Annotated in this window: 17 protein-coding genes, 1 tRNA gene and 1 pseudogene; 3 read left to right on the top strand and 16 right to left on the bottom strand. The window is 65.7% G+C overall.

The window, feature by feature from the left end; all coding sequences use genetic code 11:
• Positions 1-95 precede the first annotated feature (95 nt).
• A pseudogene (locus tag DC366_RS04285) lies at positions 96-389 on the top strand (BrxR family helix-turn-helix transcriptional regulator); the annotation flags it as partial.
• A 437-nt stretch (positions 390-826) separates the two neighbouring features.
• On the opposite strand, the gene DC366_RS04280 reads toward DC366_RS04285, so the two are convergent.
• The 16 genes from DC366_RS04280 to rpiA all read right to left on the bottom strand — a co-directional run bounded on the left by DC366_RS04280 (position 827) and on the right by rpiA (position 19,436).
• Positions 827-916, bottom strand: a tRNA-Ser gene (locus DC366_RS04280).
• Positions 917-1,044: 128 nt separating this feature from the next.
• Positions 1,045-1,764, bottom strand: a complete 720-nt coding sequence (locus DC366_RS04275; RefSeq protein ID WP_108690980.1) for an alanyl-tRNA editing protein — start codon at positions 1,762-1,764, stop codon at positions 1,045-1,047.
• Positions 1,761-4,244: a DUF3772 domain-containing protein gene (locus DC366_RS04270; protein WP_165802841.1), complete on the bottom strand. Its 2,484-nt coding sequence runs from the start codon at positions 4,242-4,244 to the stop codon at positions 1,761-1,763. The genes DC366_RS04275 and DC366_RS04270 overlap by 4 nt, the downstream gene beginning before the upstream one ends.
• Positions 4,241-5,272, bottom strand: a complete 1,032-nt coding sequence (locus DC366_RS04265) for a cysteine synthase A (protein WP_108690978.1) — start codon at positions 5,270-5,272, stop codon at positions 4,241-4,243. The genes DC366_RS04270 and DC366_RS04265 overlap by 4 nt, the downstream gene beginning before the upstream one ends.
• 60 nt (positions 5,273-5,332) lie before the next feature.
• Positions 5,333-6,454 (bottom strand): NUDIX domain-containing protein, encoded by a 1,122-nt coding sequence (locus tag DC366_RS04260; protein ID WP_108690977.1) that lies wholly within the window; start codon positions 6,452-6,454, stop codon positions 5,333-5,335.
• Positions 6,455-6,458: 4 nt separating this feature from the next.
• Positions 6,459-6,917: a TrgA family protein gene (locus DC366_RS04255; protein WP_108690976.1), complete on the bottom strand. Its 459-nt coding sequence runs from the start codon at positions 6,915-6,917 to the stop codon at positions 6,459-6,461.
• 3 nt (positions 6,918-6,920) lie between these two features.
• Positions 6,921-8,129: an SAM-dependent methyltransferase gene (locus DC366_RS04250; protein WP_108691334.1), complete on the bottom strand. Its 1,209-nt coding sequence runs from the start codon at positions 8,127-8,129 to the stop codon at positions 6,921-6,923.
• Between the two features lie 59 nt (positions 8,130-8,188).
• Positions 8,189-9,610 (bottom strand): cryptochrome/photolyase family protein, encoded by a 1,422-nt coding sequence (locus DC366_RS04245; protein ID WP_108690975.1) that lies wholly within the window; start codon positions 9,608-9,610, stop codon positions 8,189-8,191.
• Positions 9,611-9,664: 54 nt separating this feature from the next.
• Positions 9,665-10,891 (bottom strand): aminotransferase class V-fold PLP-dependent enzyme, encoded by a 1,227-nt coding sequence (locus tag DC366_RS04240; RefSeq protein WP_108690974.1) that lies wholly within the window; start codon positions 10,889-10,891, stop codon positions 9,665-9,667.
• Between the two features lie 93 nt (positions 10,892-10,984).
• A complete protein-coding gene (locus tag DC366_RS04235; RefSeq protein WP_108690973.1) occupies positions 10,985-12,688 on the bottom strand; it encodes a BCCT family transporter in 1,704 nt (567 codons plus the stop codon).
• Positions 12,689-13,035: 347 nt separating this feature from the next.
• On the bottom strand, positions 13,036-14,424 hold the full coding sequence (locus DC366_RS04230) for a Do family serine endopeptidase (RefSeq protein ID WP_108691333.1): 1,389 nt from the start codon (positions 14,422-14,424) through the stop codon (positions 13,036-13,038).
• Positions 14,425-14,642: 218 nt separating this feature from the next.
• Positions 14,643-14,840: a DUF2065 domain-containing protein gene (locus tag DC366_RS04225; RefSeq protein ID WP_108690972.1), complete on the bottom strand. Its 198-nt coding sequence runs from the start codon at positions 14,838-14,840 to the stop codon at positions 14,643-14,645.
• The gene (gene hflC / locus DC366_RS04220) at positions 14,840-15,982 is read right to left on the bottom strand and encodes a protease modulator HflC (RefSeq protein WP_108690971.1); all 1,143 of its coding nucleotides are present in this window, start codon (positions 15,980-15,982) and stop codon (positions 14,840-14,842) included. Before hflC ends, DC366_RS04225 begins: the two co-directional genes overlap by 1 nt.
• Positions 15,983-15,984: 2 nt before the next feature.
• Positions 15,985-17,142, bottom strand: coding sequence for an FtsH protease activity modulator HflK (gene hflK / locus DC366_RS04215; protein WP_108690970.1), 1,158 nt, complete (start codon positions 17,140-17,142; stop codon positions 15,985-15,987).
• Between the two features lie 109 nt (positions 17,143-17,251).
• Complete coding sequence (gor, locus tag DC366_RS04210) at positions 17,252-18,607, bottom strand: glutathione-disulfide reductase (protein ID WP_108690969.1); 1,356 nt, start codon at positions 18,605-18,607, stop codon at positions 17,252-17,254.
• A 40-nt stretch (positions 18,608-18,647) separates the two neighbouring features.
• Positions 18,648-19,436, bottom strand: a complete 789-nt coding sequence (gene rpiA / locus DC366_RS04205; RefSeq protein WP_108690968.1) for a ribose-5-phosphate isomerase RpiA — start codon at positions 19,434-19,436, stop codon at positions 18,648-18,650.
• 184 nt (positions 19,437-19,620) lie between these two features.
• Between rpiA and DC366_RS04200 the strand changes: the two genes are divergently transcribed.
• Together DC366_RS04200 and DC366_RS04195 are read left to right on the top strand one after the other, a co-directional pair.
• Positions 19,621-20,307, top strand: coding sequence for a glutathione S-transferase family protein (locus tag DC366_RS04200; protein ID WP_108690967.1), 687 nt, complete (start codon positions 19,621-19,623; stop codon positions 20,305-20,307).
• A 96-nt stretch (positions 20,308-20,403) separates the two neighbouring features.
• Positions 20,404-22,119 (top strand): ABC transporter substrate-binding protein, encoded by a 1,716-nt coding sequence (locus DC366_RS04195; RefSeq protein WP_108690966.1) that lies wholly within the window; start codon positions 20,404-20,406, stop codon positions 22,117-22,119.
• Positions 22,120-22,183: the final 64 nt, after the last annotated feature.

Here is a 22,183-nt window from a genome sequence, read left to right as displayed (position 1 = left end):
AGCTCAAGTGCGCGCGATACGGTGATCACAGGAGCAGAAGCACTTCCAAGCACGGCGGATGTTTGCGGGTCCACCGATCTGGCGCGGAGGTGATTTTGGAGAACGACAGGTCGGAACTTCGCTGGGGTGTCGAGCAGCGCCTCGAGTTCATAGAGTTCCGCCTGTTCTGGGAGGGGCATGTGAACCGGAGCGATCTGATGGACCAGTTCGGGGTCTCGGTGAACCAGGCGTCCACCGACCTGAATCGGTAAATCGGCTTCTCCCCCGACAACATGCTCTACGACAAGAGTGCGCGAACCTATGTTCGAGGGTCCGAGTTCAAGCCGCAGTTCCTCGAGCCTGACGCGAGCCGCTACCTTGCACAGCTGCGATCAGTCGCTGACGGGCTAGATACCGCCCCCGAAGCGCGCGCGCCCCAAGACCAACAGATCGTGCTGATCAATCGCGACGAGATTTTCAGCGGCATTCGAGCATCTGGCGCTCCGGAGGGGTCGAAATGAAGTCTTCTTCGGACATCGCGTCCAGTTGTCAGAAGCCCGCAAGTTCATTTGAGGAGAGCCAGATTGGGTATGTTACCATCGATATCGTTCGGAACGCGCGCTTGGGTTTTGGCGGGGTTCGGCGGCAGAGCATTGAAAGGTAACGAGAAAACGAGACCGAACCGGAACAGGCTAGGTTCGCCCAAACTGAGACCGAGGGCCATTCTGAGCCTAACTTCAGCCTGGCGGCGCGTCTATGAGGTTCGGTCGGTTACCGCAAACCCCTTTGATAACACGGAAAAATCCATGCCCGTCAGGGCGCTGTCACTGGTTCGCAATGGGGATAATGGCGGAGCGACAGGGATTCGAACCCTGGAGACGGTCTCCCGCCTACACACTTTCCAGGCGTGCGCCTTCGACCACTCGGCCACCGCTCCGTTGCGCCTCTTTATCGTTGGCGATGTGGGGGGTTCAAGCGGATAATGCCCTCCTGGCGACATCCTCGCGCCAAAACATTCCCCGCCGAACTTCGGCCAGCCAATCCCCCAAACGGATCGGCAGCGCTTCAGTCGTCCAGATGCAGATAGACGCGTCGGTTCTGCCTGCCCTTCTTTTCGATCTTGCCCAGCGCGAGGCGGCCGATCTCGCCGGTGCGGGCCACATGCGTGCCGCCGCAGGGCTGAAGATCGACCATGTCATCGCCGCTGCCGATCCGGATCAGCCGGATCCTGCCCGCGCCGCGCGGCGGGGCGACCGACATCGTCTTGACGAGACCGGGGTTCGCCGCCAGCTCGGCATCGGTGATCCAGGTTTCAGTGACGGGCATATCGTCGTCCACCATCCGGTTCAGCAGCGCCTCCAGCGTATCGCGGTCGCTGGGCGCTTCGGGCATGTCGAAATCCAGACGGCTGCGGGCCTCGCCCACCGCGCCGCCCGCGACGGGAAGCGGAATCACGACCGACAGAAGGTGCAGCGCCGTGTGCATCCGCATCAGGCGGTGGCGGCGGGGCCAGTCCAGATGCTGCTCGACGGCGGTGCCGACGGGCGGCAGAGCCTGGGGCGCGGCGGGAAGCAGAACGATCGCGCCGTCCTCGCCCTTCAGCGTGGTGGCAACCTCCATCGCGCCGCCCGCCCAGGAGATCCGGCCGCTGTCGCCCGGTTGGCCGCCCCCGGTGGGATAGAAGATCGACGCGCCCAGCACGACACCGCCCTCGGCCGTGTGGGCCGCCACCCGGCCGGGCGCGTCGGACAGATAGGGATCCTCAAGGAAAAGCGGCGCGCTCATCGGTCCGCGTCCCCTGCCCCGCCATCGCCGTCGGCATCGTCCATGCGCTGCGGCGGATAGACGGGCGGCGCATCATCCTGCCCGCCGTCCTTTTCATCCGCCCTGCGGCCGCCGCGCGTCGCACCGGTCAGCGTTTCGGGATTGCGCAGCCAGATATCGCGCTGCTGATAGGGCATTTCGATCCCTTCCTTGGCAAAGCGCTCGGCGATCTCGTGGTTGATGTCGGAAGTCACGTTCATCACGAAATTGATGTCGCGCAGGATCAGCCGGACCTGAAAGTCAAAGGATTCCGTGCCGATCCCAGAGAAGATGATGCTTGGCTCGGGGTTCATCAGGACCATGGGATGGGCGCGGGCGATCTCGCGCAGAATGCCCTCGACCCAGCGGGTGTCGGTGCCATAGGCCACGCCGACCTTGATGACGAGACGGCCAACCGTGCTGCCCTTGGTGTAGTTCGTCACGGTTCCGCTGACCAGATCGGCGTTGGGAATGATCAGATCCGAGCGGTCGAACGTCTCGATCCGGGTGGAGCGGACCGAGATTTCGCGCACCGTGCCATGCTGGCCGTTCACCTCGATCCAGTCGCCCTGGCTGATGGGGCGCTCGATCAGCAGGATGATGCCGGACACGAAGTTCGACACGATGTTCTGCAGGCCGAAACCGATACCGACGGACAGCGCACCGGCGACGATGGCGAGGCTGCTCAGGTCGATCCCGGCGCTGGTGACGGCGATCAGCGCGGCAAGGAAGATCCCGATATAGCCGACGCCCGATACGATCGCGTCGCGCCCGCCGGTGTCGATCCGCGTTTTCGGCAGGAGCGAGTTCTTGAGCGTGCCCTGAATCACCCGCGTGACGAGAAAGCCGATGGCGAAAACGATCGCCAGCGTCAGGAAGATCGTCGGGGATAGCGTCAGATCGCCAACGGTGATGCCGCGCCGAAAATTCACCCAAAGCTCGCTCAGATCCGCGACGCGGGCACCCCATATCAGCGCAAACAGCGGCAGCGACAGCAGCACCATCACGAACCCGGCCAGCATCGGCACCAGGTCTTCTCCCGCGCCCTCGCGCTCGCGCGCGGCAAGGGTATAGAGCTCGCGGATCACGCCCTGCAGGATCATCAGCACCGCCATCAGGATAAGCGACAGGATCGATGGCGTCAGAAGGTTGATCGCGGCCTTGTAGTAGCCGATTGCCGCCAGCGTTGGCGCGACGACGGCCACCAGCACCAGAAGCTTTGACAGCAGCCGGACCAGTTGTTTGCGATAGCCGTTCGTGCCGGGCTCATCGCTTTCGTCCTCTTCGGGCTCGGTGGTGGCGTGTGTATGCCGATCCAGAAGGCGCGCCAGCCGGATCAGGACAAAGGCGGCCAGCAGCATGACCGGAAAGACGACGACGACGCGCGCCTCGATGGTCCAGCCGTTGATGTTCGCGACGTTGTGGATCAGATGGATCGCCGCCATGACGACGCCGAGCGATCCGCCATAGAACCGCCCTGCGCGGCGGTCCTCCGGCTCAAGCGCCAGCGGCAGACGGTCCTCGTCCTGGCGCGGGAAACTGCGCATCGCCGTCCAGCGCGTGACGAGGAAAATCAGAACCGTGGTTTGCAGAACCTTCAGCAGATCCGAATTTTGCGACGAGACCAGCCCGCCGACATCGAACGCCTTGATGATCATCAGCAGTCCGACAAAGGGAAAGATCACTTCGCCCAGAGAGATCAGGAAACCCACGATCCAGCGCCCGGACGTGGCCGACTTGGGGCGCACGATGCGCACCAGCAACTCGGCCCAGAAGCGTCCGCGCACCAGCAGAACCAGGCCGAGCGCCGCAAGCAGCAGCGCCAGCGGCAACTTGGACATCAGATCCCCGCGCTGCGACACGCTGCCCGCGCCGTCGGCGATTTCGCTGCGCACTTTGTTGAAGGTATTGGCAACCGCATTGACGCCCGCCATCCAATGCGCCGGGTTGAGCGGAGACGGACCGCGCTCCAGCAGCTCTTCGGACATGCGGTCGCGGATGATGCGGTCAACCGACTTTATCATCTCGTCGGCCTTGCTGTAGGCCAGCTCGGCCTGCTTGACCGGGGCGCGCAATTCAGCCAGCTGATCCCGCAGCGCCTTGCGTTGACTTGCAATTTCAGGCGCCTCGGTTGCCTCGCCGTCGGCGGGCGCAGGCCCCAGCGCCTTGAGCTGCGCCTCAAGCGTGGCGATGGCGTTGCTGTTGAGGCCCTGGGCATTGGCAAACACGCTGCGCCATTCGGCCAGCTGATCGCGCAGATCCTCGAACGCGGACGTCGACGCGCGCTGGTTTTCAATCGCGCTCGTGGCCCGCTGGGCGATGGTATCCCACCTGTCGTAATCGGGTGCCGCGGGCGGTTGCTGCGCCTCGGCGGGCGTGGGGGCAAGGGACACCATCGCCGCCGAAACCGGCAACATCGCCAGCGTCAGCGCCAGAAGAAGACCGCGAAGAAGTGCCATCATTCCTCGAACACGCCCGGGATCGAGCGCGGCGCGTCCTGCATCCATTCGGGCACGGGCAGCCCCTTTTCACGCAGGAATTCGGGGTTGAACAGCTTGGATTGATAGCGCGAGCCATAGTCGCACAGGATCGTCGCGATGGTGTGGCCCGGCCCCATCTCGCGCGCCAGCCGGATCGCGCCCGCCACGTTCACACCGGTCGAGGCGCCCATGCACAACCCCTCGTGATGCAGCAGATCGAACACGATCGGCAGCGCCTCCTCATCGGTGATCTGGTAGGCATGATCGGGCGTGAACCCTTCGAGGTTGGCGGTGATGCGCGCCTGACCGATGCCCTCGGCGATCGAGCTGCCCTCGGACTCCAGCTCGCCGGTGGTGTAATAGGAATAGAGCTTGGCGCCCATCGGATCGGCAATCGCCACCTTCACGCCCTTGGGTTGCAGCGCCATGCCGACGCCCGCCAGCGTGCCGCCCGATCCGACGGCACAGCAAAAGCCGTCCAGCTTGCCGCCGGTCTGCTCCCACATCTCGGGGCCGGTCGTCTCGATATGGGCCTGCCGGTTGGCGGTATTGTCGAACTGGTTGGCCCAGATGGCGCCGTTCGGCTCTGTCTTGGCCAGCTCATTGGCCAGACGCTCGGAATAGCGCACGAAGTTGTTGGGGTTGCTGTAGGGCGCGGCGGGCACCTGCACCAGCTCGGCGCCCGCAAGGCGCAGCATGTCCTTTTTCTCTTCGCTCTGCGTCTCGGGGATGACGATCACGGTCTTGAAGCCCATCGACGCGCCGACGAGCGCAAGGCCGATGCCCGTGTTGCCGGCGGTGCCCTCCACGATGGTGCCGCCGGGCTTCAGCGCGCCGCGCTTGACCGCGTCGCGGATAATATAAAGCGCCGCGCGGTCCTTGACCGACTGGCCGGGATTGAGGAATTCCGCCTTGCCCAGAATGGTGCATCCCGTCTCTTCGCTGGCGCGGCGCAGCTTGATCATGGGGGTGTTGCCGATCATGTCGGCCAGATCCTGAGCAATGCGCATGGCGCGTCCTTTCCAGCGTTGAAAACGTGGCCTGATACTTAGGCCCGATGGCGCGCCAACTCAAGCCGCAGCGCGCAGACGCTCGCGGTGCCGGGCCAGCCACAGCAGCGACAGGATCAGCGGGCCGTCATCGGCCTCGCCCGTGTCGATCAGGTCCATGGCGGCGGCGAAGTCCAGCACATGCAGGCGGATATCCTCGGCCTCGCTGTCCAGCCCGCCATAACGCGGCAGATCGTTCGGCAGCTCCGCAATGCCCACGAAATTGTGAAAGTATTCCGTCGAATATCCGGGGGTGCAGTAATATCCGCCGATCTTTTCCAGCCGCGCCAGCGTCAGCCCCGCCTCTTCGGCGCATTCGCGGTGCGCGGCCTCCTCGGGCGTCTCGCCGAGATCGACGCGGCCCGCCACGGGCTCCAGCATCCAGGGGCGCGGATCGCCGCGCCCGTAGGGGCCGATGCGGAACTGCTCGACCAGAAGCACACGGTCGCGGGCCGGATCATAGGGCAGCACCAGCGCGGCGTCGGTGGCGATGAATATCTCGCGGCGCAGCGTGTCGCTCATCCCGCCGCCGAAGGTGGGATGGCGCAGCTCGCGTGCCTCCACGCGGTAGAACCCGGCATGCAGGATCTCGGTGCGGACCGCCTCGACCGCGTCCGCGCCGGTATCGCTGCGCAACGCGGCCGGCACCGCCGTCGCCGCCAGCCGGGAGGCCGCACGCGCCCGGATCATCGGCATGCGCGCCGCCAGAACCTGCGCGCTGCACGTGCCGAAATACTCCATCGCCTCGGTCGCGGCGATGCGTGCAAGCGCGCCGTGCCCCGCCTGCCACGCGGCCAGATCGAACGGCGTGCCCTGCGCATTGCGCTCTGCTGGCGCGCACCAGATGCGCGCGCCATGCGGGGCGCCGGCCGCGCTCACCTGCACATCTTGCGAGAAACTATGGCCGCATCCGCCCGCGTAGAACTCAAGCCGCAGCACCGCCTGCGGGTCCAGACCTTCCGCCAGCACGCCCTCCGCCTCGGCGCCCGCCTGCGCGGTGATGAGAGCATCGCCGTCGGCCCATGTCACGGCATGATCGGGCAAAACGGCGGGCTGCATCCGCGCGCCGCGAGCGCCCGGTCCCAGAACGATGTCCCGCAGCCCCGGGTCGCGCAGGGCGCCATAGAAAAACGCCGCGCTCATCGCGTCACGTCCAGCGCCGCGCGGCCATTTCAGCCAGAAGCCCGCAGATCATCCCCCCCACCAGCAGCGTTCCGATCAGCGCCGGGTCAATCAGGTATTGCGCATAGTCGATGGCATTGTTGAAAATCCCGACGATCGCCTCGACCGGGCCGTCGAACTTGCCCTCCATCGACTGCTTGAGCATCAGGTTGAAGCTCTGGACGAAAAACCCCCAGATGATCAGCGCCAGAACGCCCGTCAGCCCGTTTGCCAATGCCTCGCCATAGCCGCGCCCGGCGCGGCTGCCGATCACGAACCAGCCGCAAAGCACGCCGAGCGCCAGATTGACATAGTTGAACCACCCGAAGGCCGTCTGCGGCGGCATCAACGGGCGCACCATCTCAGAGGCCAGCCAGCCCAGAGCGCCCAGCGCGATTGCCGCCACAAGACGCGCGGCGGTGGGAAGGGTGCGTGTCTTTGGCATGGCTTATCCGGGCTTGGCGATGGTGATCTGCGTTACGTCGCAGTTTCCTGCGTGAAACGATCCGGCGCAAGAGGTGAGATAGAAATTCCACATCCGCCGGAACCGCTCGTCAAAGCCCATGTCGGCCACCGCGTCCCATTGATCGTTGAACCGGTCATGCCAGCGGCGCAAGGTCTGGCTGTAGCTTTCGCCAAACTCCATGGACCCGGCAATGGTCAGGCCCGCGCGCTCGACCTCGGCGCGCAGCGCACCGGGGCTGGGCAGCATGCCGCCCGGAAAGATGTATTTCTGGATAAAATCCACGCCCCGCCGGTAGACGTCCCAACGCGCATCACTGATGGTGATGATCTGCAGCGTCGCGCGCCGGCCGGGATGCAGCCGGTCACGCACGGTGTTGAAATAAGTGGGCCAGTATTGCTGGCCGACAGCCTCGAACATCTCGATACTGGCAATGCCGTCATAAGTGCCGCGCTCGTCGCGATAATCCTGCAACTTGAAGTCCACCAGCCCGGAAAGTCCCGCGTTTTCAATACGCTGCTGCGCAAAGCTCAGCTGCTCGCGGCTGATGGTTAGGCCCGTCACCTTCAGCCCGCGCTGACTGGCGGCATATTCCGCAAAGCCGCCCCAGCCGCAGCCGATCTCCAGCACGTGGTCCCCCGCCTTCACGCCCATGCGATCCACCATCGAGGCGTATTTGGCTGTCTGCGCCTTTTCCATGCTTTCCTGCCCGGTCTCGAAGAGGGCACTGGAATAGGTCATCGTCTCATCCAGCCAGAGCCGGTAGAATTCGTTGCCCAGATCATAGTGATAGCTGATGTTCTTGCGCGCCTGCCCCTTGGAATTGCTGCGCAGCCAATGGCGCACACGCTCGAACGCGCGCACGAGGGACATGCCGGGAAAGCCGTCATAGACGTCCTCGTTATCGGTGCAGATGAAATCCATCAGCGCCTGAAGATCCGGGCTGCTCCACCAGCCGTCGAGATAGGCGTCGCAAAAGCCCAGATCCCCCTCGCGGATCAGGCGGGCAAAGACATCGGTGTTGTGCAGATGCACCTCGCCCACCGGGCCGGGATTGGGGCCCTCGGCGCGAAAGACGCGCCCGTCGGGCAGCACGAAATCCAGCCGCCCCCGGTTGATGTTGCGGGTTTTTTCGAAAACGCGCGCGAAATATCGTGGCAGGTTTTTCTGGCCGTCCGTCGAAGTCAGGATCATCCGGGTTTGTTCCGTTTCTTGGCCGGGCACATGCACCGGCAATTGTATCTCGCCCCTCATCAGAAAGACCGCTCCTGATAGGCATTCAGCGCACGCTCGCGCCCCTCGCTCAGCTCCAGTGCCGGGCGGGGATAGCTGTCAGTCGCCGACAAGCCCCAGCTGCGCGGAATGGCGTCGAAATAGCTGAGCGCCGTGTCGCTGGGGGTGTCATAGCCTTCGGCGATCCATGCGCGCACAAAGTTTCCGTCGGGATCGAATTTTTCCAGCTGCGTTTCGGGGTTGAAGATGCGAAAATAGGGCGACGCATCCGGGCCCGAGCCTGCCGCCCACTGCCAGCCCATCGCGTTCGATGCGATGTCCCAATCGGTCAGGCAATCATCGAACCATGCCTGCCCGACACGCCAATGTGTCATCAGATGCTTGGTCAGGTAGCTGGCGACGATCATCCGCGCGCGGTTGTGCATCCGGCCGGTGACATACATCTCGCGCATCGCCGCATCGACGAAGGGCACGCCGGTGCGTCCCTGTTTCCATGCGGTGACCTCGGCTGTGCTGCCATCCTCGTTCCACGGGAAATCGTCCCATTTCTCGCGCCAGTTACGCGTGGCGATCTGCGGTGTGTGATAGATCAGGTGATAGGCAAACTCGCGCCAGACCAGCTCCTTGATCCATGTCTCGGCGCCGCCTGCACCCTCGTGCAGCGCGCGCAGCCCTGCGTGCCAGCATTGCGCCGGGCTGATCTCGCCAAGGGCGAGGTTCTCGGACAGGTTGGAGGTGCCGTCGATGCCGGGCAGATCGCGGCGCGTCTTGTAGCGGTCGATGCTTTCGCGAGTGAACCATGCCAGCCGCTCCTGCGCCGCCTCCTCGCCAACCTGCTGGTAGGGCAGGCAAACTTCGGCGCCCCGGTTCATCGCGGCGCCCATGCGCCAATCGGCCAGATCGTCGCTGGCGGGCCATGCCTCGGGCGCCCTCAGATCCTTTGGCGCGGGCAGCGGTGCGGCCACGTCGCGATCTTTCACCGCGCGCCACATGGGCGAGTAGACCTTGTAATACCCGCCCTCTTTCGTCTCGACGGTCCAAGGCTCGAACAAAAGGTGGCCCGCATGGCTCTGCGCGTCGATGCCATCCTCCTTGAGCGCGGATTTCACCGCCTTGTCGCGGGCGATCGCCGCCGGATCATAAAGCCGCGACCAATGCACCGCCCCTGCCCCCGTCTCGCGCACCAGATCGCGCAGCACGTCCAGCGCATCGCCCCGGCGCAGGATCAGGCGGCTGCCCCTGGCCTCCAGCACCTGCGCGAAATGCTCCAGCGCAAGGCCCAGCCGCCATTTCGGCGCAGCGCCCAGCGCCTCGGCGCAGTCATCGAGGATGAATACGGGGATCACGGGCGCGCCTTGGTCCAGCGCGGCACAAAGCGCCGGGTGATCGGACAGCCGCAGATCGCGCCTGAGCCAAAGAAGGGTCGGTTTATTGTCGCTCATGTCTCACTCTGGGCCGGGTATGTCCGCAAGTGACATAGCGCGCCGCGGGCCGGATCAAAGAACATCGTCAAGCGCGCTCAGCAACTGGTCGATCTCGGCGCGGCTGGTGTAGTGCACGAAGCTGAGCCGCAGCACCCCATGCGCGGGATCGACGCCCATCGCGCGCAGGGGCCGCACCGCATAGAAATCGCCGCCGCCCGCCATGATGCCATGCGCGCCCAGATCGCGCGCCACCTCCTCGCCGGGGCGGTCGACGCGCAGCGCCACCGTGGGCGCGCGGCCCGCCGCCGTCTCCGGCCCCAGCAGACGCACGGAGTTGCGCGACCGCACATAGTCCAGCAGCGGCGCCAGCAGCGTCTCTTCATGCGCGCGCATCATGTCATGCACGCCCCCCGCACGGGCGGCTGCGTCCCCCTCCAGCCCGTGATGCGCGGCCAGCGCGTCGATATAATCGGCCATGCCCGCGCAGGCCGCCACCTGCGCATGGTCCGGCCCGGCGGGGGTGAACCGCTTGTAAAGGCTGCCTTCGTTGAAGAAATGCGCCTGATTGGGCAGTTGCATGCCCAGCTCGCGCCGGATGGTCATGATGCCCTGATGCGGCCCGTAGGTCTTGTAGGCCGAGAATAGATAGATATCAGGCCCCATCGCGCCGATATCGGGCAGCCCGTGAGGCGCATAGCTGACCCCGTCGACGCAGACGAACGCGCCCGCGGCATGGGCCAGCGCGGTGATATCCACGACCGGGTTGACCTCGCCCACCACGTTCGAGCAGTGCGGAAAGCACACGAGGCGCACCCGCTCGTCCAGCAGATCCTCCAGGTCCTCAAGCTTCAGATGGCCGGTGTCGGGGTCGATCTGCCACTCGCGGATCTCGAATCCCTCGGCCTCCAGCCGCCGCCAGGGGCCGGTATTGGCCTCGTGGTCCTGGTTGGTGACGATGATCGCATCGCCCGCGCGCATCCACTGGGCAAAGGCGCGGGCCAGAACATAGGTATTCTGCGTGGTCGAGGGACCAAAGCTCAGCTCGTCCGTCTCGACCCCCATCATAGCGGCAAGACGCGCGCGCGCCTCGTCCATCTCGGCGCCGCCGAGGCGCGACGCCTCGTACGGGGCATAGGGCTGCACCTTGCGCTGGTGATAGAACCGCGTCAGCCGGTCGATGACCGGCGCGCAGGCATAGGAGCCGCCGGCATTCTCGAAAAACGCCTGCCCCTGAAGGGCCGGCTCGGCAAAGGCGGGAAACTGACCGCGCACGAAATCCAGATCCAATGTGGTGCTCATCGCCGCCCTCCCTTGACCGCTGAAGGCAGGAAACAGCAAAGCCCCCGGTCGCGCAAGCTTCCGGGGGCCTCATGGGTCTGTTTTCAGCGGGATTTACGACCGTTCTGACTGCAATCCCTTGAAGATCGCCCAGCACATGACCAGCAGCACCAGCGTGAACGGCAGCCCCGTGGAAATCACCGCCGATTGCAGCGCCCCAAGGCCGCCGCCGATCAGCAGCACGATCGCGACCGCGCCCTCGAAGATGGCCCAGAACACGCGCTGGGTGACCGGCGCATCCACCTTGCCGCCCGCCGTGATCGTGTCGATCACCAGACTGCCCGAGTCGGACGAGGTGACGAAGAACACGATGACCAGGATGATACCGATCATCGACGTGATGGTCGCCAAGGGCAGCGCCTCCAGCATGTTGAACAGCTTCAGCTCCAGCGCCGCATCCTGCGCGGCGGTATAGCCGTCATTGACCACCTGGCTGATCGCCGTGCCGCCAAAGACGCTCATCCACAGCACGCAGACGAGGCTGGGGATCAGCAGCACGCAGATCAGGAACTCGCGCACCGACCGGCCCCGGCTGACGCGGGCGATGAACATGCCCACGAAGGGTGACCAGCTGATCCACCAGGCCCAGTAGAACGCCGTCCAGCCCTGCACGAAGTTGGTGTCTTCGCGCCCGAACGGATTGCTCAGCGGAATCAGGTTCTGCAGATAGGCCCAGAGGCTGTCGGCAAAGAAGGTGAGCAAAAAGATCGGCCCGCCAACGATCAGCGTGAAGACCAGCAGAAGGCCGGCAAGGCCCATGTTGATCTCGGACAGAACCTTGACCCCGCCATCGAGGCCGCGCACCACCGAAATCAGCGCGATCGCGGTGATGCCGGAAATCAGCAGCACCAGCAGCAGACTGGAATCGGCGACACCGCTTTCCTCGGTATTGCCATAGGTGATCCCCAGCAGGGCGCGCGTGCCCTCGTCCGCATTGCCCGACCCGAAAAGATAGGTCAGACCCGACGCCGCCTGCTCGGCCCCGAAGCCCAGCGATGTGGCAAGCCCGAAAAGCGTGGCAAAGACCGCCAGCGTGTCGATGATATGGCCGGTCCAGCCCCAGACACGCTCGCCGAAGATGGGATAGAACGCGCTGCGCAGCGTCAGGGGCAGGCCCTTGTTATAGCTGAACAGCGCCAGCGCCAGCGCCACGACCGCGTAGATCGCCCAAGGGTGAAGCCCCCAGTGAAAGATCGTCGCCGCCATGCCCAGCCGCGTTGCCGCCGCCGGATCGCCGCCCGCCGCGCCAAGGGGCGACCAGTCGGTGCGCACGCCGTCCTCCATCGCCGTGCCGCCCAGCGCGGTGGAGAAATGCGTCATCGGCTCTGACACGCCGAAGAACATCAGCCCGATGCCCATGCCCGCCGCGAACAGCATCGCGAACCAGCCGGTATAGCTGAAATCGGGCGTCGCATCGGACCCGCCCAGCCGGATCGAGCCATAGGGGCTGACGATCAAAAAGAGGCAGAACAGCACAAAGATGTTGGCCGCACTCAGGAAAAACCAGTCGAAGGTGGTCGTGACGAAGGTAAAGAGCCATTCGAACATCGCCTCTGCCTGATCTGGCAGCGCGAGGGCGAAGAACACGAAGGCCATGATCGAAATCCCGGCCATCGCAAAGACCGGATTGTGAAAATCGAGCCCGAATGGCCCGATGGAGGCCGTGACGTTGTCCTGGCCGATCTCGTAATCGGTCTGGATGATGTCGGCGTCGCCCTCTGGTGGCGGAATTCCCTGGTCGCCTGATGTATCGGCCATAAGGTGTCCTATCTTGTTGGAGGGGCCGCACCGGCAGAGCGCGGCGCGCCCCGATCTGTCCTGTCCCTCGTGTCACGGACTGAAGCGGCACCGCCGCTGTCCTTGGTCTGTATCGGAGGCAGGGCATGCCTTGCCATCCGGCTCGCGCGACGACAGGCGACCTTGCGGTGCGCCACCATCAAGGGAGGAATGTAGCAACACAGGGCGCCTTTTCGCAACCAATCGCGCGCAACTAAACCAATTCAGCGACATGGCGGCGCCGAAAACACCTGCGCAAACGCAAGGAAGCGGCCCGTCGGACCGCTTCCTGCAGATGCGCGCGCATGGGTCTTACCCGTGCAGAGAGGTCACTCCTCGGCCAGCGACAGCGCGACAAAGCGCGGCTGCCCCGCCGAGCGCACCAGCAGCAACAGGGATTTGCGCCCCGCATCGCGCGCGTCGGCGATCCGGTCCTCCAGATCCGCCATGGAGGTCAGTTTCTGCTGGCCCGCCTCGGTGATGACATCGCCCGCGCGCAGGCCCTTTTCATAGGCCTCCGACATCGGGTCGATATCGCGCACGACCAGCCCCTCGAAAGTGCCGGGCAGCTCCAGCTGCTCGCGCAGCTCGTCATCCAGCGGGCTGAGCGTCAGGCCCATGAGCGTCTGCGGTTCGGGCGAAAGTCCGGGGCCATCGCCGGGCAGCGCGCCGCCATCCTCCAGCCCCTCGGCCTCCTCGCGGCGGCCAAGCGTCACCTTCAGCGTCTTGGTCCCGCCATCGCGAAAGACGATCACGCGCACGGATTTGCCCACTTCGGTGCCGCCCACCTGGCGGACCAGTTCGCGGGTGTCGGCCACTTTCACCCCGTCGAAGGACGTGATCACGTCGCCGGCCATCATCCCCGCGGCGGCCGCGGGCCCGGTCGGCACGTCCGTGACCAGCGCGCCGGTGGCCGTCTCCAGCCCCATGGCCTCGGCCACGTCCTCGGTCACGTCCTGGATGCGCACGCCCAGCCAGCCGCGGCGCGTCTCGCCGAATTCCTGCAGCTGATCGACCACGCGCTTGACCACGTTGGATGCCATCGAAAAGCCGATCCCGATGGAGCCGCCATTGGGGCTGAGGATCGCCGTGTTGACCCCCACGACCCGGCCGTCCATGTCGAACAGCGGGCCGCCGGAATTGCCGCGGTTGATGGCCGCATCGGTCTGGATGTAGTCGTCATAGGTGCCCGAAAGCGCACGATTGCGGGCCGATACGATGCCCGCGCTGACCGAGAACCCCTGCCCCAGCGGGTTGCCCATCGCCATCACCCAATCGCCCACGCGCGCCAGATCGCTGTCGCCGAAGCTGACGAAGGGCAGCGGCACGTCCGCCTCGACCTTGAGCAGGGCGATATCGGTCTTGGGGTCGGTGCCGATCACCTTGGCCTCCAGCTCGCCGCCCTCGTAGAACTCGATGATGATCTCATCGGCCGATTCTATGACGTGATTGTTGGTGACGATATAACCGTCCTCCGAGATCACGAAGCCGGACCCCAGCGCCGAGGATCGGCGCGGGCGATCGCCGCCATCGCCGCGATCCCGGAACTGGCGAAAGAAATCCTCGAAGGGCGATCCCTCGGGAACCATCGGCAGCGGGCCGGTGCCCTGTGCGACCGTGGTCGAGGTGGTGATATTGACCACCGCCGGGCTGATTTTCTGCGCCAGATCGGCAAAGCTCTCGGGCCGCGCGTGGGCCGCGATCACCTGCGCGATCATCAGCGCGGCGGTCAGCAGCGTCAGCGCCAGCGCCTTGACTGCGCGGGGCCGCTGGATGGTTGCCGTTCGGGTTGCATGTCTCACTGGCGGTTCTCCTCGCTACGAAATCTACTGGTGGCGGACCGACGCGCAGGTCCGGGCACCTGAAAGCAATCTACGCAAACGCGGGGCGCGTGCAAATGATTGCAGCATCTGTCACGCGATGGTGACGACGCGCGTCATGCGCCCAATGTCTTGCCCAGCCAGACCAGCAGGACGCCCACACCAAGCGCCCCCAGACCCAGCATGCGGCGCGTCTCGACCGGCAGGGCGCGCAGCGCGGCGAGCATGTCCTCGACGATGCGAGGGGCCAGCGCATAGACCAGCCCCTCGACGATCAGCACCAGCCCGAAGGCAAGAGCGCCGACCGCAAGCATTACTGCGCCGCGGCGCCCGTCGCCGCGGTCTCGTCCTGTGCGGCGGCGCCTGCGTCGCTTTGCGCGGCATCTTCGGGCGCGGCATCTTCGGATGCGTCATCTTCGGCGCCTTCGGTTTCGGCGCCCTCGGTGTCGCCGCTGTCCGGCGCTTCGCCCTCGCTCTGGGCGTCCTGCTCAGGCGCATCGCTGCCCGGCTGGTCCGCGCCGGCTTCCGCGTCATCGGCTGGAGCCGCGTCATCCTGCGCCTCGGCGCCGGTTGCGGGGGTCGCCCCTGAACTGTCGCCCATGGCATTGAAGTACTTGAAGAAATCGCTATCGGGTGACATCACGATCGACGAATTGCTGCCGCGCAATGCGGCGCGGTAGGCGTCCAGCGAGCGATAGAATTCAAAGAATTCCTCGTCCGCGCCGAAGGCATCGTTGAAGATCGCGTTGCTGCGCGCGTCGGCCTCGCCTCGGGTGATTTCCGCCTGGCGCAACGCGTCGGATTCCAGCTCCACCTGCGTCCGGTTGGCCTGCGCACGCACGCGCTGCGCGGCCTCGTTACCACGGGCAATCTCGTCCGCGGCCTCGCGCTCGCGCTCGGCACGCATACGGGCAAAGGTGGCGTCGAGGTTCTGGCTGGGCAGATCGGTGCGCTTGAGCCGCACGTCGACCACTTCGATGCCCAGCTCGCGCGCCTCGGTAATCGCGGCGTTGCGGATGCGCAGCATCAGCGTGGCACGGTCCGAGCTGAGGATATCGTTCGAGCTGACCGAACCCAGCACTTCGCGGGTCCGCGACCGCAGGATCGAGTCCAGACGGTTCTCGGCGAACGGGATTCCCCCGTCGCCCACCGCCTCGCGGAAGCGGCGCACATCCGAGATGCGGTAGCGCGCAAAGGCGTCCACCACCAGACGGCGGTCATCCAGCGGCGTGACTTCGAGCGGGTCGATGTCGCGGCTGAGGATCCGGTCGTCATAGCGCACGACCTGCTGGATGAACGGGATCTTGAAGCCAAGCCCCGGCTCTTCCTTGACGTCGATGATCTTGGAGAATTGCAGCACCAGCACCTTCTCGCGCTCGTCCACGATGAAGATCGAGAGCAGCGCAACGACGACGATGGCAACGATGGCGGGCAGGATGAAAGCGGTTTTACGCATGATTACTGACCTTCCGAAGGCTTGCGCAGCTCATTGAGCGGCAGGTAGGGCACGACGCCCTGGGCGCCGCCGGATTGGTTCTGATCCAGGATGACCTTGTCCATGTCCCCCAGAACCTCCTCGATCGCCTGGATGTACAGACGCGTGCGCGTCACATCCGGCGCCTTTTGATACTCGCCCAGAACGGCGCTGAAGCGGCTGGCCTGACCTTCGGCCTCGTTCACCACGCGCGCGCGGTATCCTTCGGCCTCCTCCAGCGTCTGCGCCGCTTGTCCGCGCGCCTCGGCCAGAACGCGGGCGGCATAGGCGTCCGCCTCCTTTTCCAGACGGTCGCGCTGCTGCTCGGCGGCCTGGACCTCGCGGAAGGCGTCGATCACCTGCATCGGCGGATCGGCCTTGTCAAAGTTGACGCGGATCACGTTCACGCCGCTGTCATAGCTGTCCAGCGTCAGCTGGATCAGATCCTCCAGCCGCTGCGCGATCGAGCCACGGTCGCGGTTCAGGATCGGCGCCAGCTGGGATTGCGCGATGATCTCGCGCATGGCGGATTCGGACACGGCGCGAATGGTCGCGCGCGGATCGCGCAGGTTGAACAGGTACATCGCGGGATCGTTGATATTCCAGACCACCTGGAAATCGATGTCGACGATATTCTCGTCCCCGGTCAGCATCAGCCCGGCCTCGCTGCCGCGCTCGCCCACGCCGATATCCTCGTTGCGCTCGGAGGTCACGACGACCTTCTCATAGCTGACCAGAGGCCACGGCGCGACATGCAGGCCCGAGCCGGTGGTGCGGTGGTATTCGCCGAGGAACAGCTCGACCGCGCGCTCTTCGGGCTTGACGGTATAGACGCTTGAGAAAAGCCACACACCCACCAGCACCAGAAGGCCGAGGATGACCGGACCGCGCGTCAGGCCGGGGCCGCTGCCGCCGGGGCCTTCGCCATTGCCGCCGGTGCGTCCGCCGCGCCCGCCCATGAGCACGCGCAGCTGATCCTGACCGCGCTTGACCAGCTCGTCGATGTCGGACATCTGGCCGCCGGGGCCGGGCCTGCGCCCGCCGCCATTGTCGCCGCCATTCGGGCCGCTGCCCTTGTCGCCACCCGAGCCGCCCCCGGTGTTACCGCCGCCGCCCCATGGGCCGCCCGACTGTCCCGCCATGAATATACTTCCTCTCAATGTCCCTGCCGCCGCAGCACGCTGCGGCGACTTCTCATAAACTGTATGGCCGGGGGGGAAATTCAACCCACACCGGCCGATCTTGTTCCGTTCAGGCCGTGCGAACCGGCGTTTTCATTGTCACCAGTTCCTCGGACATGGTGGGATGCACCGCGCAAACCCTGTCGAAATCCTCCTTGGTGGCGCCCATCTTGACCGCGATGCCGACCATCTGGATCAACTCGCCCGCGCCCGGCGCGACGATGTGACACCCCAGAACCTTGCGGGTCTCGCGGCTGACCACAAGCTTCATCAGCACCCGCGCGGTGCGCCCAGCGAACGCCTCCTTCATCGGGCGGAACGAGGTGCAGTAGATCTCGACCGGCTCGATCTCGCGCGCGGCTTCCTCGCTGAGGCCGACGGTGCCGATTTCGGGCTGAGTGAAGATCGCCGTCGGGATCAGGTCGTGATCCACCGGCTTGGGATTGCCCTTGAACACCGTCTCGACAAAGGCCATCGCCTCGCGGATCGCAACGGGCGTGAGGTTCACCCGGTCCGTCACGTCGCCGATCGCATAGATCGAGGGCACGGCGGTTTGCGAATACTCGTTCACCTCGACCTGGCCGTTGCGGCCCAGATGCACGCCCACATCCTCCAGCCCCAGACCGCCCGTATTCGGGCGCCTGCCGGTGGCAAAGAACACCTGTTCGAATTTCTTTTCATCGCCATGGGTCGATTTGACGACAAATCCGCCACTCTCTTCGGCAATCTTCAGGATGTTGGTGCCCAGCTTCAGGTCAATCCCGCCTTCGATCATCTCCTCGGACACAAGGCCGCGCGCCTCTTCGTCAAAGCCGCGCAGGATCTGCGCGCCGCGGTAATACTGCGTCACGGCAACGCCCAGACCCTTGAGGATACAGGCAAATTCGCACGCGATATAGCCGCCGCCGACCACGAGGATACTGCGCGGCAGTGTCTCCAGCCCGAAAATGTCGTCACTGACCAGCGCATGCTCGGCCCCCGGCAATTCCGGGCGCAGCGGCGCGCCGCCGGCGGCGATCAGGATATGCTTGGCCGTCACCCGCTCGCCGGTGGACAGCTCGACAGTATGCGCATCGGCCAGACGCGCGCGGGCGTCATGGGTCACGACGCCGCTGTTCTTCAGCATGGTGCGATAGACGCCCTCCAGCCGGTCCAGCTCGGCATTGAGCGTGCCGCGAAAGGCGGGCCAGTCGAAGCCGCCGGCATGCACGGTCCAGCCGTAGGCCTGCGCGTTCTGCATCTCGGCGGGAAATTCGCTGGCATAGACCATCAGCTTCTTGGGCACGCAGCCGCGGATGACGCAGGTTCCGCCATAGCGGCTCTCCTCGGCCAGTGCCACGCGCGCGCCGGTGGCGGCCGCAACGCGCGCCGCGCGCACCCCGCCCGAGCCGGCGCCGATCACGAAAAGATCATAGTCGAAGGTCATGTCTGCCTCTTGTCTGCCTTTTGTGCCAACCCTTGCCGGGTCAGTCCGTCATGTCATTGAAAAGATTGTCGGTCTCTACGAAATCCAGCTTGTCGCGTTCCACCGTTCCCTCATTGATGTCCCGGATTTCGACACGCCCGTCGCCGTGTCCGATGATGACGACATCGCAGATATCGATGAACAGCCCGTTCTCCACCACGCCCGGCATCTGGTTCAGCACCATGGCCAACTGGCGCGGGTTGCCGATCCGGTCCACATGCAGATCAAGGATATGGTTGCCCTCGTCGGTCACATAAGGGTGATCGCCATTCATGCGCAGCGTCACGTCGCGGCGCAGCACGTCGACGGAAATCAGCATTTCCTCGATCAGCGCGCGGGTGGTCTGCCAGCCGAACGGGATCACCTCCACCGGCAGGGGAAACGCGCCCAGCGTGCCCACTTCCTTGGCCGCGTCCGCGATCACGATCATCTGGTCGCTGGCGGTCGCGACGATTTTCTCCTGCAGCAGAGCGCCGCCGCCCCCCTTGATCAGGTTCAGCTCGCTGTCGAATTCGTCCGCGCCGTCGATTGTCAGGTCCAGCCATTTCGCCTCGTCAAGGCTGATGACCTCGATGCCGACCTCGCGCGCCAGATCGGCGGTGCGGGTGGAGGTGGGCACACCGCGGATCTTCAGCCCGTCCTCGCGCACCAATTCGCCCAGGCAACGGACCATCCAGGCGGCGGTGCTGCCCGTGCCAAGGCCGACGCGCATGCCGTCCTCGACATAATCGACCGCACGCTTGGCGGCGACGAATTTGGCCTTGTCGATGGGTGACAATTCTCCGGTCATGGCAGCGACTCCGTGATGTTTGGCGCCCTTATAGGCAAGATGGCGCCAAGGTGCGAGAGGCAATGGCAGCGATCCGTCGCGCGGTGCCGCCGCAGGCGCGGGGGCGAGCGCGCAGAGGCGGAATTCGCCTGCGCCGCGTCGCAACCGGCCAAGCCGGGCGCGGCGGCACCGCTAAGATCCCGCCATGACGCTCATCTTTCACTACGCCCCCGACAACGCCTCGCTGATCGTGCGCCTCGCGCTGGAGGAGCTGGGCCTGCCCTATACCACCCGTCTGGTCGACCGCGCGCAGCGCCAGCAAGAGGGCCCGGCCTACCGCGCGCTCAATCCTCACGGGCTGATTCCGACGCTGGAGACGCCGGATGGCGCGCTTTTCGAGACCGGTGCGATCCTGTTGTGGCTGGCGGACCGCCACCCCGGAACGCTGGCGCCAATGCCCGATGCGCAGGGCCGCGGCACCTTCCTGAAATGGCTGATGTTCACCTCGAACACCCTGCATCCCGCCCTGCGGATGACATTCTACCCCGAGAAATACTGCCCCGGCCACGGCGCCGCCCTGCGCAGGCATATGCGCGGCGAGATCACGCGCCATCTGGCGTCGCTTGACGGCGCAGTGGCAGGCCCTTGGTTCATGGGCGGCGACATCGGCGCGATCGACCTCTATCTCGGCCCGCTTCTGCGGTGGTGCGCGCTCTATCCTTTGGGCGAAACCGCGTGGTTCGATCTGGCGCAGACCCCCGCGCTCGCCCGGATCTGCGCCGGGCTGGAGGGCCGCGCCTGCACCGCCCGCGCGCGAACCGCCGAGGGGCTGGGCGATACCCCCTTCACCGCCCCCCGCCTGCCCGAGCCGCCCGAGGGAAGCGCGACCTGAGCGTCGCGCCATTTGCCTTCTGCGCCGCATTGCAGGACAAATGAGGCACGGCGCGAATCCCGACGCGCCCCAAGCGTCACCGCCGGAGAGATCGCCATGACCCGACGCATCCCCGACCGCGCCCCCCTGCCGCGCTGGCTGCGCGCACAGGCGGCGCGATTGCGCGGGGCGCCGGGCGGTGCCGAGGATCCCGCGCGCCGCGAATTTTTGGCGCAGGCCAGCGCGTTCGGCGTCAGTGCCGCCGCGGCCTATGCCCTGCTGGGGCTGCCCCGCCCGGCCCGCGCGGCCGAGCCGGACGGGCCGGTCGATCAGGCACTGACCCGCCACTCCGGCACCATGCGCTCGGACACGGTGCGCATCCAGATGCTGGTGCGCGCGCTGGGCGATCCGCGCAGCTATGACTGGTTTCAGGCCGCGAATGTCACGCGCGGCTGGCTGGAATATCTGGTCAGCTATGAAAATGACGGCACGTTCCGGCCCCAGCTGCTGGAGGGCTGGCGGATCAGCGAGGATGCGGCGCATTACACGCTGAACGTGCGACGCGGCGTGACGTGGAATGACGGCACGCCCTTCACCGCCGCCGATGTGGCGCGCAATATCGAGCGGTGGTGCGACCGCACCGCGCCGGGCAATTCGATGGCCGCCCGCTTTGCCGTGCTGATCGACCCCGAGACGGGGCGCGCCGTGCAGGGCGCGATCGAGGTGCCCGACGCGCATACCGTCACGTTGCGCCTGCCGCGCCCGGACATCTCGCTGATCGCGGGAATGGCCGATTATCCCGCCGCCATCGTCCCGTCCGGCTTTGATCCCGATACGATGCTGGAAAACCCGGTCGGCACCGGCCCCTACCTGCCCGAGACGTTCATTCCGGGCGCGCGCGCCGTGCTGGTGCGCAACGAGGCGCATGAATGGTGGAACGCCGGCAACGGCGCCTGGATCGAGCGGATCGAGTTCATCGACACGGGCACCGATCCCGCCAGCGCCTATGCCGCCGCGCTGGCCGATGAGATCGACATGACCCACTCGGTCGAGGGCAGCTATATCGGCATTTTTGACACGCTGGAGGGCTGGAGCGCGCACAGCATCGGCACCGCCGCGACGGTCACCATCCGCGCCAATCAGCAGGCCGAGGTGGCGGGCCGCCGCCCCTACGCCGATCCGCGCGTTCGCCGCGCCCTGCAACTGGCCATGAGCAACGACATCCTGCTGGAGCTAGGCCATGGCGGGCGCGGCGAGGTGGCGCAGAACCATCACATCTCGCCGCTCAACCCCGGATATGCGCCGATGCCCGCGCCGCTTTATGACCCGGCGCAGGCCCGGCAGCTGATGATTCAGGCGGGCATGCTGGAGTTCGAGCACGAGCTGATCTCGATCGACGACAGCTGGCGCCGCAATACCGCCGACACGGCCGCCGCACTGATGCTGGATGCCGGTCTTCGTGTGCGCCGCACCATCCTGCCCGGCGTGCGGTATTGGGAGGGCTGGAACAGCTTTCCCTTCAGCACTACCGACTGGGGCCACCGGCCCTTGGGCGTGCAGACCTACGCGCTGGCCTATCGCAGCGGCGAGCCCTGGAACGAATTCGGCTGGTCCAACTCCGAGTTCGACGCCCTGCTGGCCGAGGCGCTGGCCACGCTCGACATCGACGCGCGCCGCGCGCTGATGGCCCGGCTGGAGGCGCTGGTGCTGCAGGATGCGGTGACGGTGCAGCCCTATTGGCGCAGGCTGCACAACCACACGCGCAGCGGGCTGAAGGGGGGCGATCACCATGTCGCCTTTGAAATCCGCCCCGCCGAATTGCGCTGGACCTGAGCGGCGCGCAGGCGTAAGGCCGCAGATCAAGACCCCAATGGCGCGGCCTTCATTCCCCTACGCA

Origin of the sequence: Pelagivirga sediminicola, assembly GCF_003072125.1 — a bacterium.
Taxonomy (GTDB): domain Bacteria; phylum Pseudomonadota; class Alphaproteobacteria; order Rhodobacterales; family Rhodobacteraceae; genus Roseovarius; species Roseovarius sediminicola.
This window is presented reverse-complemented; position numbering and strand designations above follow the sequence as displayed.